The organism is Arenimonas sp. (genome assembly GCF_041919775.1).
GTDB lineage: Bacteria > Pseudomonadota > Gammaproteobacteria > Xanthomonadales > Xanthomonadaceae > Arenimonas.
Genome location: NZ_JAYRTE010000008.1, coordinates 1 through 14,641, shown reverse-complemented (window position 1 = coordinate 14,641; position 14,641 = coordinate 1). Strand labels below are relative to the sequence as shown.

The window sequence follows — 14,641 nt, the reverse complement described above, 5'->3', positions numbered from 1 at the left end:
GTTTGGATTCCACGGGGGTGAACTGGGCATTGTATCGCGCCCGGGGCCGGGTGCTGTCATGGCGCTGTCACCCCCGTCGCCGAGAATGCCCGGGCACGCAGAGACAACGTGCTCTCTCTAGAACTTTCGGACTGGCCGCGTGCCGGGTGCCGGGGCAGGGGTCGGCCAAAAGCCGGCCCTTCTTTTTTGGCGGGAGGCTCGTCTGGCGCCCCGCTCAGCCGTCTTCGGCGGCGGCCAGTCCGGCAAAGGCGTCGAGCACCGCCTGGCCGCTGGCCGGCGGCGATGTTTCGAAGCGCTGCAGCAGCGCCGCCGACACCCGCCGCACGCCGGGTCCGTTGGCCAGCTTGCCCGGTCCGTAGACGCGCTCGCCCTCGCGGCTGGCGAAGCGGTGCAGTTCGAAGAAGTAGGCCAGCTGGCCCCGGCTCAGGAAGCCCAGGCAGGGCGGGCCGCTTTCGGCGCGGTCCAAGGCCCGGCCGGCGCGGCGTTCGCGCTCCCGGCACAGGCGCAGCGCGCTGTCGGCCAGGTGGCCGAACGATTCGCCGACATTGGCGGTGTCCAGGTCGGCGGCCAGGCGGCCCAGGCGTTCGCCGCGGCGGAGTGCGGGGTCCGAGGCCCAGTCGGGACGTTCGCCGTCCAGCCACAGGCCGAGTCCCCGCGCCAGGGCGCCGCCGGCGGCGGTGGCCAGGTCGGCCGCTTCCGGATGCGGCAGCGGGCGGGCGTCGAAGGTGCTGCCGGCGATCATCAGCTCCAGTGCAATGAAGGTGTCGCGGTCGGCCACCTCCGAAAAACCGCAGGCCGTGAGGATGCGGAAGGTTTCGGCGATCGAGGCCGCTTCGTTGCCGCCGACCGGTCCCGGCGGATCGAAGGATTCGCGCTGGCGCAGGTCGTGGCAGGCGCTGAACAGGAACAGGGCCAGCCAGTCGGCGGCAGGCAGCCAGGCATGGCCCAGCGCGTCGATGGCATGGCCCAGGCGACGCTCGGCCACTTCCATGACGTGGGTTTCGCAGTGGTAATCGTGCAGGTCGCCGCCGAGGTGGCCATGGCGCAAACCCAGCCGGGCCAGGCCGAGCACGGCGGCATCGACGTGGCGCCGGAGGTCGGCGGTGCCCGGCGCCGGCCCGGCCGCGCGGGCGCCCGCGGCTTCCAGGCGCGGCACCAGGCCTGGGTCGTTTTCCGAGAGCCGCCGCCGCGCCGCCGCGGCGTCGGGCAGGCCGGTCTCGACCGCGTCGGCGGCGTAATGATGTGCAACCCCGAGGATCACGCCTGCTCCCGCGCGTCTGGCCCGTGCCTGCCGGGAGTATACGTAGCGGCAGGGCGATGCCAGCCAGGCCGGTCACAGGGCACCCAGCCGCGCCATCGAACAGGCCGGTCCGTCGCCGACGATGAAGTGGTCGAGCAGGCGCACCTCGACCAGGCCCAGGGCCTGGCGCAGGCGGGCGGTGACGGCGCGGTCAGCGGCGCTGGGTTCGGTGCAGCCGCTGGGGTGGTTGTGGCCGAGGATGACGGCCGCCGCGTGGTGGGCCAGGCAGCGCTGCACGACTTCGCGCGGGTGCACCTCGGCGCCGTCGAGGGTGCCGCGGAACAGCTCCTCGAAGGCGATCACCCGGTGCCGGGTGTCGAGGAACAGGCAGGCGAACACTTCGTAGGGCAGGGCGCGCAGCCGGCGGGTGAGGTAGTCGCCGGCCTTGGCCGGGTCGGTGAGCGCTTCGCCGCGGGCCAGCTCCTGGGCCAGGTGGCGGTGGCCGAGTTCGACCACCGCCGCCAGACGGCAGGCCCGCGCGATGCCGAGCCCGGGCAGGCGCGCCAGGCGCTCGGCGGGCAGGTCGAGCAGGCCGCGAAGCCCGCCGGCCCCGGCCAGCAGGCGGCGGGCAACATCCACGGCGTCGGCGCCGCGCTGGCCGGTGCCGATCAGCAGCGCCAGCACCTCGGCGTCCGACAGGGCCGCGGGGCCGCGGCCGAGCAGCTTTTCGCGGGGTCGTTCGTGTTCGGGCCAGTCCTGAAGTCGCATGCCGGCAGCATCGCGCGGCGGGCGGCGCCCCGACATCAGGGGCGATGGGCGCTTCGGGTAAGCTAGGCGCGTTCAGCAAGGTAAGGAAACCCGGTGCACGAGCTGAAGGGACAACGCATCCTGCTCGGCGTCAGCGGCGGCATAGCCGCCTACAAGGCAGCCGACCTGGTGCGCCGCCTGCAGGACGCGGGCGCCGAGGTGCGCGTGGTGATGACCGAGGCCGCCCGCCATTTCGTCGGCACCACCACCTTCCAGGCGCTGTCCGGCCACCCGGTGCGCTGCTCGCTCTGGGATGAAGCCGCCGAGGCCGCGATGGGCCATATCGAACTGGCGCGCTGGGCCACCCGCGTGCTGGTCGCGCCCGCCACCGCGAACACCCTGCGCCGCCTTGCCCAAGGCCACGCCAACGACCTGCTTTCCACCCTGTGCCTGGCCAGCGAAGCGCCGCTGCTGGTGGCGCCCGCGATGAACCGGGTGATGTGGGCGCATCCGGCCACCCAGGCCAACCTGGCCACGCTGGTGGCGCGCGGCGTGCAGGTGATCGGCCCCGGCAGCGGCGGCCAGGCCTGCGGCGAGGTCGGCGAAGGCCGGCTTTCCGAGCCTGCCGACATCGTCGCCGCCGTCGCAGCCAGCCTGCTGCCCCCGCGATTGGCCGGCCGCCGGGTGCTGGTCAGCGCCGGCCCGACCTTCGAGGACATCGATCCGGTGCGTTTCCTGGGCAACCGCAGCTCCGGGAAGATGGGCTTCGCGCTCGCCGATGCCGCCCGGCGCATGGGCGCCGAGGTCACCCTGGTCGCCGGCCCGGTGTCGCTGCCGACGCCGCCGGGCGTCACCCGCATCGACGTGCGCCGCGCCGCGCAGATGCATGCCGCCGTGATGGCGGCCCTGCCCGGCCAGGACGCCTACATCGGCGCCGCCGCGGTCGCCGATTACGCCCCGGCCGAAACCCTGCCGCAGAAACTCAAGAAGTCCGGTGAAAGCCTCACGCTGACCCTGGTGCGCACCCCCGACATCCTTGCCGATGTCGCCGCCCACGCCGCGCGCCCTCGGCTGGTGGTGGGTTTCGCCGCCGAAACCGCCGAACTCGAGGCCTATGCCCGCGACAAGCTGCAGCGCAAGGGCCTGGACCTGATCGCCGCCAACGACGTCTCGCGGCCGGGCCAGGGTTTCGAATCCGAGGAAAACGCCCTGTCGGTGTTCTGGCGCGACGGTCGGCACGACATTCGCCACGGTCCGAAGACGCGGGTCGCCGCCGAACTGCTGGACCTGGTTGCACAACGCCTGGAGGCCATGGAATGACCACGCAGATCCAGTTCAAGTGCCTGGATGACCGCCTGGGCAGCGAGTTCCCGCTGCCCGACTACGCCACCGCACATGCGGCCGGCATGGACCTGCGCGCGATGATCAACGCGCCGCTGGAGCTGGCGCCGGGCGAGGCCGAACTGGTGCCGACCGGCCTGGCCATCCACATCGGCGACCCGGGCCTGTGCGCCACGATCCTTCCGCGCTCGGGCCTGGGCCACAAGCACGGGCTGGTGCTGGGCAACCTGGTGGGTCTGATCGATGCCGATTACCAGGGTCCGCTGATGGTGAGCCTCTGGAATCGCGGGCAGAAACCGCTCACCATCAGCCCCGGGGACCGTGTCGCCCAGTTGGTGTTCCTGCCCGTGGCCCGGGCGGTCCTGCGCCAGGTGGATGAATTCGAACGCAGCGCGCGCGGGGAAGGTGGCTTCGGCCACACCGGGACGCGCTGATCGGGGCGGGCAACCGCGCCGGAACCAGGGGGAAGCATGAAATCGTCGGGTAAGAACGCGTTGAGCTCCATCAAGCCGGCCTGGCTGCTGGCGGCACTGGCCCTGCTGGTCGCGGCCTGGTTCGCCTGGGCAGGCGTCCAGGACCTGGGCGCGGCCCGCCTGCAGACCCAGGTGGATGCCGCCCGCGTTGCCGCCGGTGCCGAGGTGGTCAACCGCCTGCAGGCCGCGGTTTCGGAACTCGAGGGCCGGCGCAGCCGCGTCGCCCTGGCCACTGCGCTGCAGCGCGAGGACCAGGCGTCGGCCGACGCCGTGATTACCGGTGGCTGGGCCGGGGTCGAGGCGGTGGAATGGCACGACCCGGGACTGGACCAGCCCTACGCCGACCCGAAGGCGTTCGGCTACGGCAAGCTGGGCATCCTGGAACTGGCGCTGCAGGACAACACCACGCGCGCCGCCATCGTGATGGACGCCGGCGCCCCGAAGCTGGGGCTGGCCGCACCCGTGCTGGCCGATGGCCGCGTGCTGTCGGTGGTGTATGTGCGCCTGCCGCTGGAAACGGTCGTCGGCCCGCTGTCCTCCGCGGACCTGTCCGACAGTGCCTACCTGGCCCTGCGTCAGGGCCGGCACAGCGTCTTCGAGCGCGGCAATGCCGAACTGGCCACGGGCGCCGAATTCGGTGCAGTGCCGGTGGCCGGCACGCGCCTGCGCGTGGTGGCGGCGGCGCCGGCGGGCAGCGGCGCGATGCTCAGCCACTTCCTGCTGGCCGCCCTGGGCGTGCTGGTCGCGGCCGGCCTGCTGCTGCAGCCGCACCTGAAGCTTCGGCGCAAGGGCGTCGTCGAGGAGGCCGAAGAGGTCCCGGCCGGGGATGGCCCGACGCTGGCCGAACTCCAGGCCAGTGGCCGGATCAAGGCGCCCGAGCCGGAGGCCGCTGGCGTGGAGAAGCCGCCGATGCCGCCGGCGCCGCCGCGCGCCGCGCTCGACCGCAGCATTTTCCGCGCCTACGACATCCGCGGCGTGGTCGGAAAGACGCTCGACGAGGAAACCGCCCGCCTGATCGGCCAGGCCATCGGCAGCGTGATGCATGCCCAGGGCGCGAAATCGATCGTGGTCGGCCGCGACGGCCGGCTGTCGTCGCCGCGCATGGCCGCCGCGCTCATCGACGGCCTGCGCCGCGCCGGCCGCGAGGTCTTCGACATCGGCGAGGCGCCGACGCCGGTCACCTACTTCGCGGCCTACCAGCTGCGCGCGGGTTCCTGCGTGTCGGTCACCGGCAGCCACAACCCGCCCGACTACAACGGCTTCAAGATCGTCATCGAAGGCGAGACGCTGGCCGGCGACGCCATCCAGAAGCTGTACGAGCGCATTGCCGAGAACGACCTTCATACGGCCGACGAACCGGGGCTGGCGAGCAAGCGCGAGATCGCCGAGGACTACATCAACAAGATCGCCGGCGACATCCAGATCGAACGCAAGCTCAAGGTCGTCGTGGACTGCGGCAGCGGCATCGCCGGTGCGTTCGCGCCGCAGGTGCTCGAGGCGATCGGCGCCGACGTCGAGCCGCTGTTCTGCGAGGTCGACGGCAACTTCCCGCACCACCACCCCGACCCCAGCGACCCGGCCAACCTGCGCGACCTGGTCAACGTGGTGCAGCGCGTGGACGCCGACCTGGGCCTGGCTTTCGACGGCGACGGCGACCGCCTGGGCGTGGTCACCAAGGCCGGCGAGATGATCTACCCCGACCGCCTGCTGATGCTGTTCGCGGCCGACGTGCTCGAACGCAACCCGGGCGCCTGCATCATCTACGACGTCAAGTGCACCGGCCACCTGGCCATGCACATCCTGCGCCACGGCGGCAGCCCGCTGATGTGGAAGACCGGGCATTCGCTGATCAAGGCGAAGATGCGCGAAACCGAAGCCGAGCTCGCCGGCGAGATGAGCGGCCACTTCTTCTTCCGCGAGCGCTGGTATGGCTTCGACGACGGCATCTACGCCGCCGCGCGCCTGCTCGAGATCCTTTCGAGCCGCGGCGAGTCGCCGCAGGAGATCTTCGACAGCCTGCCCAAGGGCGTGTCGACGCCGGAGCTCAAGATCGAGGTCGAGGAAGGCCGGCAGTACACCTTCATCGAGGAATTCCTGGGCCGGGCGAAGTTCGAGGGTGCGCGACTGGCGACCATCGACGGCCTGCGCGCCGACTGGCCCGACGGCTGGGGCCTGGTGCGCGCGTCGAACACGACGCCGGTGCTGGTGCTGCGCTTCGACGCCAAGGACGAGGCGTCGCTGGAGCGCATCAAGGCCGCCTTCCGCGAGCAGCTGCTGGCGACCGATCCGTCGCTGCAGCTGCCGTTCTGACCGCCTGAAGCGGGTCAGCCGGTCGGGGTTTCCCCGGCCGGCGCGGTGGCCGGCGGCGCCGGTGCGGGAGAGGGCTCGCCGTCGCCCTTGAGTTCATGGAAGCGTTTGACCAGGTGCTCCAGCTCCTGGTCGAGCTTAATCAACTCCGCCTGCTTGATGACCAGCATGTTCTGCTGCTTGGCCATTTCCTCGCGCAGCTCGCGGATGGTGGCGGCCTGCTTGGCGTTGACCGGCCGGCCGGCCAGCTCGGCCTCGGAGGCGTCCGCGAGCAGGCTGGTCAGGCTGTTGCGCTGGCTGCCGATGCCGGCTTCGATGGCGTTGAGGTTTTCCTGCATCAGCGTGACGCGCACGCCGTAGGAGCGGCGCAGGTCCTCTTCGGTCTGGAACGAGGCCAGCATGGCTTCCTCGGTCTGGCGCTCCTTTTCGTCGGCGCGGCGCTGGACTTCCTGCTCCGCGGCCAGGCGTTCGTGTTCGGCCTGCTCTTCGGGCGTCAGCGCGCGATCGACCGCGCCGGTGGTCATGCCGCTCTCGGCGTTGATCTCGGTGCGCGCCTGCTGCAGGGCTTCATCCGGCAGCGTGTCGGAGAACTGGACCTTGCCGTCCTTGTCCACCCAGCGATAGAGCTTCTTGGTCTTTTCCTGGCCGGCGGCGGCGCCGGCGGCCACGACGAGGGCGAGGGCGATGCAGGTGAGCTTGGTCTTCATGCGGGGGCTCCGGCGTTCAGCGACGGCTTCCATAGGCGGCACGATACGCCACCAGGGCGTCCTTGTGCCCGGCCAGCCCGGGCCGCTCGTCGGCGTGGGCCAGCAGTTCGTCCAGGCCGGCGACGGAAAACACCGGCAGCCCGAATTCCGCCGTCACTTCTTCGGCGGCGGAGCGCTCACCTTCCTGGCCGCGCTCCTGGCGGTCGAGCGCGATCAGCACGCCGCAGGGTTCGCCGCCGGCGTCGATGATCGTGCGGATCGATTCGCGGATCGCGGTGCCGGCGGTGATCACGTCGTCGACGATCAGCACGCGGCCACGCACCGGCGCGCCGATCAGCGTGCCGCCTTCGCCGTGGGCCTTGGCTTCCTTGCGGTTGAAGGCCACCGGCACGTCGCGGCCGCGCGCCGCGAGGGCCACGGACAGCGTCGTTGCCAGCGGGATGCCCTTGTAGGCCGGCCCGAACAGCATGTCGAACGCCAGCCCGGAGGCCTCGAGCGCGTCGGCGTAACACTCGCCGAGCGCCTTGAGCGCCGCGCCCGAATCGAACAGCCCGGCATTGAAGAAATAGGGGCTGGTGCGGCCGGACTTGAGGGTGAACTGGCCAAAACGCAGGACCTGCCGGTCCAGCGCCAGGTCCAGGAAGCGGCTCTGGTGCGGTTTCATGGGGCAACCTGGTGGGGCAAAGCCCGATTGTGCAACAGCCGGTGCGTCGCGGGCACCCGCGCCGGCGCGGGTTTGGGCTAACCTTTCGGGTAAATCGACCGGGTTCCCCCCACCTTGAGAATCATCAGCTTCAACGCCAACGGCATCCGCTCGGCCGCCAGCAAGGGCTTTTTCGACTGGCTGCCCGGACAGGACGCCGACATCGTCTGCATCCAGGAAACCAAGGCCCAGGAACACCAGCTCGGCGCGCCCGACCTGCGACCGGCCGGTTACCACGCCCATTTTCGCGACGCCACGACCAAGAAGGGCTACAGCGGCGTTGGCATCTACAGTCGGCAGGCGCCGGACGAGGTGCTGACGGGCCTGGGCTGGCCCGACTTCGACGAGGAGGGGCGTTACATCGAGGCGCGCTTCGGAAATCTGAGCGTGGTGTCGCTGTATTTCCCCTCCGGCTCCTCCGGTGACGTGCGCCAGGACTACAAGTTCCGCTGCATGGACTGGATCACGCCGATCTTCGACCAGTGGCTGGCCAGCGGCCGCGACTACGTGATCTGCGGCGACTGGAACATCGTGCACACGCGCAGGGACATCCGGAACTGGACCTCGAACCAGAAGAACTCGGGCTGCCTGCCGCAGGAGCGCGCCTGGCTGGACAAGCTTTTCCTTGAGCGCGGCTGGGTCGACAGCTATCGCCATCTGCGTCCCGAAGGCGAGGACTACACCTGGTGGAGCCAGCGCGGCGCCGCCCGCGCCAAGAACGTGGGCTGGCGCATCGACTACCAGGTGGTCACGCCCTCGCTGCGCGACCGCCTGCGCGGCTGCAGCATCCATCCCGAGCCGAAGTTCAGCGACCACGCGCCCTTCGTGGTGGATTACGCGTGAGCGCGACCTGGATCGACCGGCTCGGCGCCGGCCTGAAGCCCTACATCCAGCGCGAACCCCTGGCGGCGCTGATGCTGGGCATTTCCTCGGGTTTCCCGTTCGCGATGATCGGCGCCACGCTGACCACCCGCCTGGCGCAGGACGGCATCGACAAGAAGGCGGTGACGGCGTTTTCGCTGGCCTTCCTAGTCTACAACATCAAGTTCCTGTGGGCGCCGCTGGTCGATTCGGTGCGGCTGCCGCTGCTGGGCCGGCTGGGCCAGCGCGTGTCCTGGCTGGTGCTGGCGGGCACGCTGGCGATGGCCGCGGTGGTGTGGCTGGGCCTGCTTGATCCCAAGGCCAACCTGGCCGTGTTCGCGCTGGCGGCCGTGTGCCTGGGCGCGGCCGGGGCCACCTACGACATCGTCATCGACGCCTACCGCATCGAAACGCTCAAGCCCGAACAGCTGGGCGTCGGTTCGGGCATGTCGCAATACGGTTGGCGCATCGGCGCGGTCGCGGCGGGTTCGCTGGCGCTGTTCGTCGCCGCGCGGCACGGCTGGTCGCTGGCCTACCTGCTGTGCGCGGTGTTCGCGCTGCCGGCGATGCTGACCGGCCTGGTGCTCGGCGAACCGGCCCGGCACGTGGTCGTGGCCACCCACCGCGGCCTGCGCCAGGCCTGGGAAGCCACCGCTGGTCCGCTGCTGGAATTCTTCCGGCGCCGCGGCGCCTTCCTGGTGCTGCTGTTCGTACTGCTGCACAAGATCGGCGACACCCTGGCTAACCTGACGCTGCGGCTGCTGCTCAACGACCTGGGCTTCAGCAACGACGAGATCGCCACGTACGACGTGGGCTTCGGTTTCGTGGCGATGCTGGCCGGCATCTTCATCGGCGGCATGATGTACGCGGCGATCGGCATGAAGCGCTCGGTGCTGATCGCGCTGGCGCTGATGGCGGTGTCCAACCTCAGCTTCGCCTGGTTGGCTTCGGTGGGGCATTCGAACGCGCTTCTGGCCTTCACGATCGGCTTCGAGAACCTCGCCAGCGGCATCGGCGGCGTGGTCGTGGTCGCCTACCTGTCGGCGCTGTGCAACCTGGCCTTCACCGCCACGCAGTTCGCGCTGCTGTCGGCGGCGGCGAGCGTGGTCGGCCGGCTGGTCACCGGCACCACCGCCGGCGCGCTGATCGAATCGCTGGGTTACGTGCAGTTCTACCTGCTCACGACGCTGGTGGCCTTGCCGGGATTGCTGCTGTACCTGTTCATGCTGCGCGCCGGCCTGGTCGAACAATCGCTGGGCGATGCCGGCTACCGGGGCAACGCTGGCTGAATCCCCGGCCTTGCCATCCCCGCCCGTGGCCGTATGCTGGGCGTCCCCCCGAGGATCGAGGCCATGGCCGACTTCCTGCTGCGCGACATCGACGAGCGGATTGCCGAGCGCATCAAGGAGATGGCGCGCCAGAAGGGCTGGCCGCTCAACGACGTGATCCTGCACCTGCTCAAGCAGGCGCTGGGCATCATCGAGCCCGAACCGGCGCCGGAGCCGGGTGACATCGCCCGCCTCACCGGCTCCTGGAACGACGACGAAAGCCGAGCCTTCGCCGAAGCCATGGCGGCGCTCAACAGCCTGCCCGACGACGCGCCCTCGTACATGGTGCCGCCCAAGAAGCCGGGCGAATAAGCCGCCGCCTCAGGCGCGGTGGATCGCTCCCAGGATGCGCGGGCCCCGGGCGCCGGTCACGGCAGGCAGGTTGCCGGGGCGTCCGGCCAGGGTCTGCCGCGCCAGCCAGGCGAAACCGGTGGCTTCGACGAAATCCGGATCGATGCCGGCGCTGGCGGTGCTGGCGATGGTGACGCCGGGCAGGCGGGCCGCCAGCCGGCGCATCAGTTCGGGGTTGTGCACGCCGCCGCCGCAGGCCAGCAGGCGCTGGCAGGCCGGCATCTCGCGCATCAGGGCATCGGCCACGGTGGCGGCACTGAGCTCGCACAGCGTGGCCTGCACGTCGGCCGGCGACTGCGTGCCGAGGAAGGTCCCGAGCCACTGCAGCTGGAACTGGTCCCGGCCGGTGCTCTTGGGCGGCGGCAGTCCGAACCACGGATCGGCCAGCAGGGCCGACAGCAGGGCCGGGTCGACGCGGCCTTCGGCGGCGAAGGCGCCGCCGCGGTCGTAGGGCAGCTGCCGGTGCGCCAGGCACCAGGCATCCATCAGGCCGTTGGCCGGGCCGGTGTCGAAGCCGCGCACGCCGCCCTCGCGCGGCATCAGGCTCAGGTTGGCGATGCCGCCAAGGTTGAGCACCGCGCGGTCCTCGCCCGGATCGCGCAGCACGGCGGCGTGGAAGGCCGGCATCAAGGGTGCGCCCTGGCCACCCGCGGCGACGTCGCGCCGACGGAAGTCGGCCACGGTGGTGATGCCGGTGATTTCGGCGATCACGCAGGCGTCGCCCAGCTGCTGCGTGAAAGGTGCCGCGCCCCGGGGGTCGTGACGCAGGGTCTGGCCATGCGAGCCGATCGCGGTGACGTCTTCGGCCTGCACGCCGGCATCGGCCAGCGCCTGGCGCGCGGCGCCGGCGAAGGCATGGCCCAGGCGGGTGTCGAGGCGACCGACTTCATCCAGGCTGATCCGCGCCTCGGCCTGCGACAGGCGCAGCACCTCGTCGAGCACGTCCGGCGGCAGCGGGTACGTACGTGCGAAAACCACTTCGACGCGCGGCCCGAAACGCACCAGCGCGGCATCGATCCCGTCGGCGCTGGTGCCCGAGATCAGGCCAAGAAAAAGCCCGCCGTCGGTCGCGGCGGGCTCGGAGGGGTCGCCGGCAGGCGCCATGGCGTCAGCGCGAGGCGAGGCGGGTGCCGCCGACGCGCTTGAGCTGGGCCATGGCCGGCGCGGTGGCGGCGCGGAAGGCCGCCAGCTCGGCGCCGGACAGCGGATCGGGCTTGGGCATGGTGACGGTCAGCGGGTCGCGGTGGGCGCCGTTGACGCGGAATTCGTAGTGAAGGTGCGGGCCGCTGGCCAGGCCGGTCGCGCCGACGTAGCCGATGGTGGCGCCCTGCTGCACGCGCTGGCCGACCTTGTGCTTGCCCAGGCGGGACATGTGCGCATACAGCGTGGTGTAGCCGCGGCCGTGGTCGACGATGATCGTGCGGCCGTAGCCGCGCTGCCAGCCGGCGAACGCGATGCGGCCGTCGCCGGCGGACATGATCGGCGTGCCGGTGACGGCCGCGTAGTCCACGCCCTTGTGCGCGCGCACCGTGCCCAGCACCGGGTGCTTGCGGCGCGGGTTGAAGCGCGAGCTGATGCGCGCGAACTCGATCGGCATGCGCATGAAGCCCTTCTTCAGCGGCCGGCCGGCGAGGTCGAAGTACTCGGCCTTGCCATTGCGCTCGAAGCGCAGGGCGGTGAATTCCTTGCCGCGGTTGTGGAAGCTGGCGGCCACCAGGCCACCGCTGCGCAGGCGTTCGCCGTCGCGCCAGATTTCCTCGTAGACCACCTGGAATGTGTCGCCGACGCGCAGGTCCTGGGTGAAGTCGATGTCGTAGGAGAAGGCGTTGGCCATCTCGTTGATCACGGCCGGGCCGAGGCCGGCCTTGGCGCCGGCGGCGTAAAGCGAGCTGTCGATCTCGCCGCTGGCGATCATTACGCGGCGCTCGAGCGGGCGCTCGATCACCTTCTCCTCGTACTTGCCCGCCACCAGCTGGATCTCGACGTTGGCGCCTTCGTCGCGCTCGAAGCGCAGGCCGCGCAGTTCACCGGCCGGGCCCAGGTCGAAATCCAGCTCGGCGCCGGCGCGCACGCGCGACAGCGCTTTCTCAGCGCTGGGAAGCTCCAGCACCTGCAGCATCGCGGTGGCCGGCACGCCCATGTCGGAGAACACCTCGCCCAGGGTCTGGCCGCTTTCGATCGTCACCGACTGCCAGGCCGGACCGGCCGCGGCAGTGGGCGCCTCGTCGGCCTTCTCCCGCGGCGGCAGCGCCAGCGAAACCACGCTGCGCGCATCGCCGTCGTCGCCCGCGCGCATGGCGGAGGCGAAACCGGGGATGATGGTGGCGACGAGGACGGCGAGGGCGGCGAAGAGGCTGGCGAGGATCCAGTGATCCCGGGACCAGCGGCTGGGGGAGAACGTTTCGCGGTGTTGCAAGGGCTTCCCCTGCCAAGTGGTGATGTCGGGCTACGATAACCAGCAATAAATACCAGCGTCAAACCCTTGTCTTGGCTGGATTTTTCCGTCTGCTCCCTTTAACTTTCCATTAACCTCAGTTTAACGACGGCCCTGCGGCCGACCCTGCCCCGGACCCCCACGAGCCATGCCCGACATCGACCACGCCCTTGAACAGATCGGCCGCGGCGCCGACGAGATCCTCAAGCCCGAAGAACTGGCCGCGCGCCTGCGCGAGGGCAGGCCGCTGCGGGTCAAGGCGGGTTTCGACCCGACCGCGCCCGACCTGCACCTGGGCCACACGGTGCTGCTCAACAAGATGCGGCAGTTCCAGGACCTCGGGCACCGGGTGATCTTCCTGATCGGCGACTTCACCGGGATGATCGGCGACCCGACCGGCAAGAGCGCCACCCGCAAGCCGCTCACGCCCGAGGACGTAGCGGCCAATGCGCGTACCTACGAAGACCAGGTCTTCAAGGTGCTGGACCGGGAGCGCACCGAGGTGCGCTTCAATTCCGAGTGGTTCGGCAAGATGACGGCGGCCGACATGATCCGTCTCGCCGGCCAGCACACGGTGGCGCGCATGCTCGAGCGCGACGACTTCGCCAAGCGTTACGCCGCGCAGCAATCGATCGCCATCCACGAATTCCTGTATCCGCTGGTGCAGGGTTACGACTCGGTGGCGCTGCGGGCCGACGTCGAACTCGGAGGCACCGACCAGAAGTTCAACCTGCTGATGGGCCGTGGCCTGCAGGAGCACCACGGCCAGAAGCCGCAGGTGGTGCTGACGATGCCGCTGCTCGAGGGACTGGACGGCGTCAACAAGATGTCCAAGTCGCTGGGCAACTACATCGGCATCAACGAGCCGGCGATCGACATCGTCACCAAGGCGATGAAGGTCGGCGACGAACTGATGTGGCGCTGGTACGAGCTGCTGAGCTTCGATGTGTCGCTGTCGGCGCTGGCGAAAATGAAGGCCGACGTCGCGTCCGGTGCGCTCAACCCGCGTGATGCGAAGCTCGGGCTAGCACGGGAACTGGCTGCGCGTTTCCACGGCGCCGCCGCGGCCGAGCAGGCGATCGCCGGCTGGCACGCGGTGGTGCGCGGCGAAGGCGACACCTCACTGCTGCCGCAGGCGGACGTGGCCGTGCCGGCCGACGGCCTGCGCATCGCCGCGCTGCTGGTGGCCGCGGGCCTGGTGGCCTCGAACTCCGAAGGCAACCGCAAGCTCAAGGAGCGTGCGGTGCGCATCGACGGCGAAGTCTTCGAGGATGCGCAGCGCCCGTTCACCGCGGGTTTCGAAGGCGTGTTGCAGGTTGGCAAGCGAAACTTCGCGCGGGTGCGCCTGGTCCAGGCCTGAGTCCCGCGCAACCACGCGGAGGCCGCATGCCCGGAGTGCTGGAAAACTGGCAACTGCAGCTGCAGCTGGTCGGCACCATGGCCGTTGCAATGGTGCTCGGCGGCGCGATCGGCTACGAGCGCGAAATCAAGAACCGGCCCGCGGGTTTCCGCACGCACATGCTGGTCGCCGGCGCGGCAGCGCTGCTTGTCGGCCTGGTCGACCTGCTTGCGCACCGTTATGCCTCCGAGGCCTACAGCGGCCTGGTGCGGCTGGATCCGATCCGCCTGATCGAAGCCGTGGTCGCGGCCGTCGGTTTCCTCGGCGCCGGCACCATCTTCCGCGGCGGCGACCAGTCGGTCGTCACCGGCATCACCACCGCCGCGTCGCTGCTGATGGTCGCGGTGATCGGCATCGCGGTGGGCGTGCACAGCTACGTGCTGGCGGTCGGCGCCACCGCGCTGACGCTGGCCGTACTGGCGGCGCTGGGGTGGCTGGAACGCCGTCGCGGCAAGGCCGGCGACACCCCCTCTTCCCAATCCTGAGATAGGTCGTTATAGTTCGCGGCCCTCGACGGCTGGCACGGCGGCGGGGGCGGAAAAAAGTCGGCGCGAAGGTGTTGACGTTCTCCGAAACTCTCGTATAATGTGCGGCTCCCTTGAGCGAAACGCCCTGGGATGGTTGGCCGGAAGGCCGCCGGGTTTGACGATCTTTGACAGTGTGCGCAGGAAATTTGTGCGGGCGCCTGCTGGGGATGGATGAGTCCATTTCTTGCAGACGTTCAGCCAAGAGCTTTAAGTCAATTGAGTT

Annotated in this window: 14 protein-coding genes; 8 read left to right on the top strand and 6 right to left on the bottom strand. The window is 70.3% G+C overall.

What is annotated here, in order from left to right:
• Window positions 1-214 precede the first annotated feature (214 nt).
• Window positions 215-1,261: a hypothetical protein gene (locus tag ACE3TE_RS06700; protein WP_374603378.1), complete on the bottom strand. Its 1,047-nt coding sequence runs from the start codon at window positions 1,259-1,261 to the stop codon at window positions 215-217.
• A 72-nt stretch (window positions 1,262-1,333) separates the two neighbouring features.
• Window positions 1,334-2,008 (bottom strand): DNA repair protein RadC, encoded by a 675-nt coding sequence (radC, locus tag ACE3TE_RS06695; protein ID WP_374603376.1) that lies wholly within the window; start codon window positions 2,006-2,008, stop codon window positions 1,334-1,336.
• Between the two features lie 93 nt (window positions 2,009-2,101).
• Here radC and coaBC point away from each other — a divergent pair, with 93 nt between their 5' ends.
• The 3 genes from coaBC to ACE3TE_RS06680 are packed head-to-tail and all read left to right on the top strand — an operon-like array spanning window position 2,102 to window position 6,111.
• Entirely contained in the window at window positions 2,102-3,307 is a 1,206-nt protein-coding gene (coaBC, locus tag ACE3TE_RS06690; protein ID WP_374603375.1) for a bifunctional phosphopantothenoylcysteine decarboxylase/phosphopantothenate--cysteine ligase CoaBC, read from the top strand.
• Entirely contained in the window at window positions 3,304-3,762 is a 459-nt protein-coding gene (gene dut / locus ACE3TE_RS06685; RefSeq protein ID WP_374603373.1) for a dUTP diphosphatase, read from the top strand. The genes coaBC and dut overlap by 4 nt, the downstream gene beginning before the upstream one ends.
• A gap of 36 nt (window positions 3,763-3,798) precedes the next feature.
• Window positions 3,799-6,111, top strand: coding sequence for a phosphomannomutase/phosphoglucomutase (locus tag ACE3TE_RS06680; RefSeq protein ID WP_374603372.1), 2,313 nt, complete (start codon window positions 3,799-3,801; stop codon window positions 6,109-6,111).
• Window positions 6,112-6,125: 14 nt separating this feature from the next.
• Here the strand turns inward: ACE3TE_RS06680 and ACE3TE_RS06675 are convergent, their stop codons facing one another.
• Complete coding sequence (locus tag ACE3TE_RS06675) at window positions 6,126-6,815, bottom strand: DUF4124 domain-containing protein (RefSeq protein ID WP_374603370.1); 690 nt, start codon at window positions 6,813-6,815, stop codon at window positions 6,126-6,128.
• Between the two features lie 16 nt (window positions 6,816-6,831).
• Window positions 6,832-7,479 (bottom strand): orotate phosphoribosyltransferase, encoded by a 648-nt coding sequence (gene pyrE, locus ACE3TE_RS06670; protein WP_374603368.1) that lies wholly within the window; start codon window positions 7,477-7,479, stop codon window positions 6,832-6,834.
• Window positions 7,480-7,593: 114 nt separating this feature from the next.
• Between pyrE and ACE3TE_RS06665 the strand changes: the two genes are divergently transcribed.
• The 3 genes from ACE3TE_RS06665 (at window position 7,594) to ACE3TE_RS06655 (ending at window position 10,019) form a co-directional block, all read left to right on the top strand.
• On the top strand, window positions 7,594-8,361 hold the full coding sequence (locus ACE3TE_RS06665) for an exodeoxyribonuclease III (RefSeq protein ID WP_374603366.1): 768 nt from the start codon (window positions 7,594-7,596) through the stop codon (window positions 8,359-8,361).
• On the top strand, window positions 8,358-9,668 hold the full coding sequence (locus tag ACE3TE_RS06660; RefSeq protein ID WP_374603364.1) for an MFS transporter: 1,311 nt from the start codon (window positions 8,358-8,360) through the stop codon (window positions 9,666-9,668). The genes ACE3TE_RS06665 and ACE3TE_RS06660 overlap by 4 nt, the downstream gene beginning before the upstream one ends.
• A gap of 63 nt (window positions 9,669-9,731) precedes the next feature.
• A complete protein-coding gene (locus ACE3TE_RS06655) occupies window positions 9,732-10,019 on the top strand; it encodes a hypothetical protein (protein WP_374603362.1) in 288 nt (95 codons plus the stop codon).
• Window positions 10,020-10,028: 9 nt separating this feature from the next.
• On the opposite strand, the gene ACE3TE_RS06650 is transcribed toward ACE3TE_RS06655, so the two are convergent.
• The gene (locus ACE3TE_RS06650) at window positions 10,029-11,162 is read right to left on the bottom strand and encodes an anhydro-N-acetylmuramic acid kinase (protein WP_374603361.1); all 1,134 of its coding nucleotides are present in this window, start codon (window positions 11,160-11,162) and stop codon (window positions 10,029-10,031) included.
• 4 nt (window positions 11,163-11,166) lie between these two features.
• The gene (locus tag ACE3TE_RS06645; protein ID WP_374603360.1) at window positions 11,167-12,474 is read right to left on the bottom strand and encodes a peptidoglycan DD-metalloendopeptidase family protein; all 1,308 of its coding nucleotides are present in this window, start codon (window positions 12,472-12,474) and stop codon (window positions 11,167-11,169) included.
• A gap of 166 nt (window positions 12,475-12,640) precedes the next feature.
• Between ACE3TE_RS06645 and tyrS the strand changes: the two genes are divergently transcribed.
• Together tyrS and ACE3TE_RS06635 are read left to right on the top strand one after the other, a co-directional pair.
• A complete protein-coding gene (tyrS, locus tag ACE3TE_RS06640) occupies window positions 12,641-13,852 on the top strand; it encodes a tyrosine--tRNA ligase (RefSeq protein WP_374603359.1) in 1,212 nt (403 codons plus the stop codon).
• Between the two features lie 26 nt (window positions 13,853-13,878).
• Window positions 13,879-14,376, top strand: coding sequence for an MgtC/SapB family protein (locus tag ACE3TE_RS06635; RefSeq protein ID WP_374603357.1), 498 nt, complete (start codon window positions 13,879-13,881; stop codon window positions 14,374-14,376).
• The last annotated feature ends 265 nt before the right edge of the window (window positions 14,377-14,641 follow it).

Excerpts from the sequence above, each read along its gene's own strand:
- radC (WP_374603376.1), bottom strand. The coding sequence starts at position 2,008 with ATGCGACTTCAGGACTGGCCCGAACACGAACGACCCCGCGAAAAGCTG.
- dut (WP_374603373.1), top strand. The coding sequence starts at position 3,304 with ATGACCACGCAGATCCAGTTCAAGTGCCTGGATGACCGCCTGGGCAGC.
- ACE3TE_RS06680 (WP_374603372.1), top strand. The coding sequence starts at position 3,799 with ATGAAATCGTCGGGTAAGAACGCGTTGAGCTCCATCAAGCCGGCCTGG.
- ACE3TE_RS06675 (WP_374603370.1), bottom strand. The coding sequence starts at position 6,815 with ATGAAGACCAAGCTCACCTGCATCGCCCTCGCCCTCGTCGTGGCCGCC.
- pyrE (WP_374603368.1), bottom strand. The coding sequence starts at position 7,479 with ATGAAACCGCACCAGAGCCGCTTCCTGGACCTGGCGCTGGACCGGCAG.
- ACE3TE_RS06655 (WP_374603362.1), top strand. The coding sequence starts at position 9,732 with ATGGCCGACTTCCTGCTGCGCGACATCGACGAGCGGATTGCCGAGCGC.
- ACE3TE_RS06650 (WP_374603361.1), bottom strand. The coding sequence starts at position 11,162 with ATGGCGCCTGCCGGCGACCCCTCCGAGCCCGCCGCGACCGACGGCGGG.
- tyrS (WP_374603359.1), top strand. The coding sequence starts at position 12,641 with ATGCCCGACATCGACCACGCCCTTGAACAGATCGGCCGCGGCGCCGAC.
- ACE3TE_RS06635 (WP_374603357.1), top strand. The coding sequence starts at position 13,879 with ATGCCCGGAGTGCTGGAAAACTGGCAACTGCAGCTGCAGCTGGTCGGC.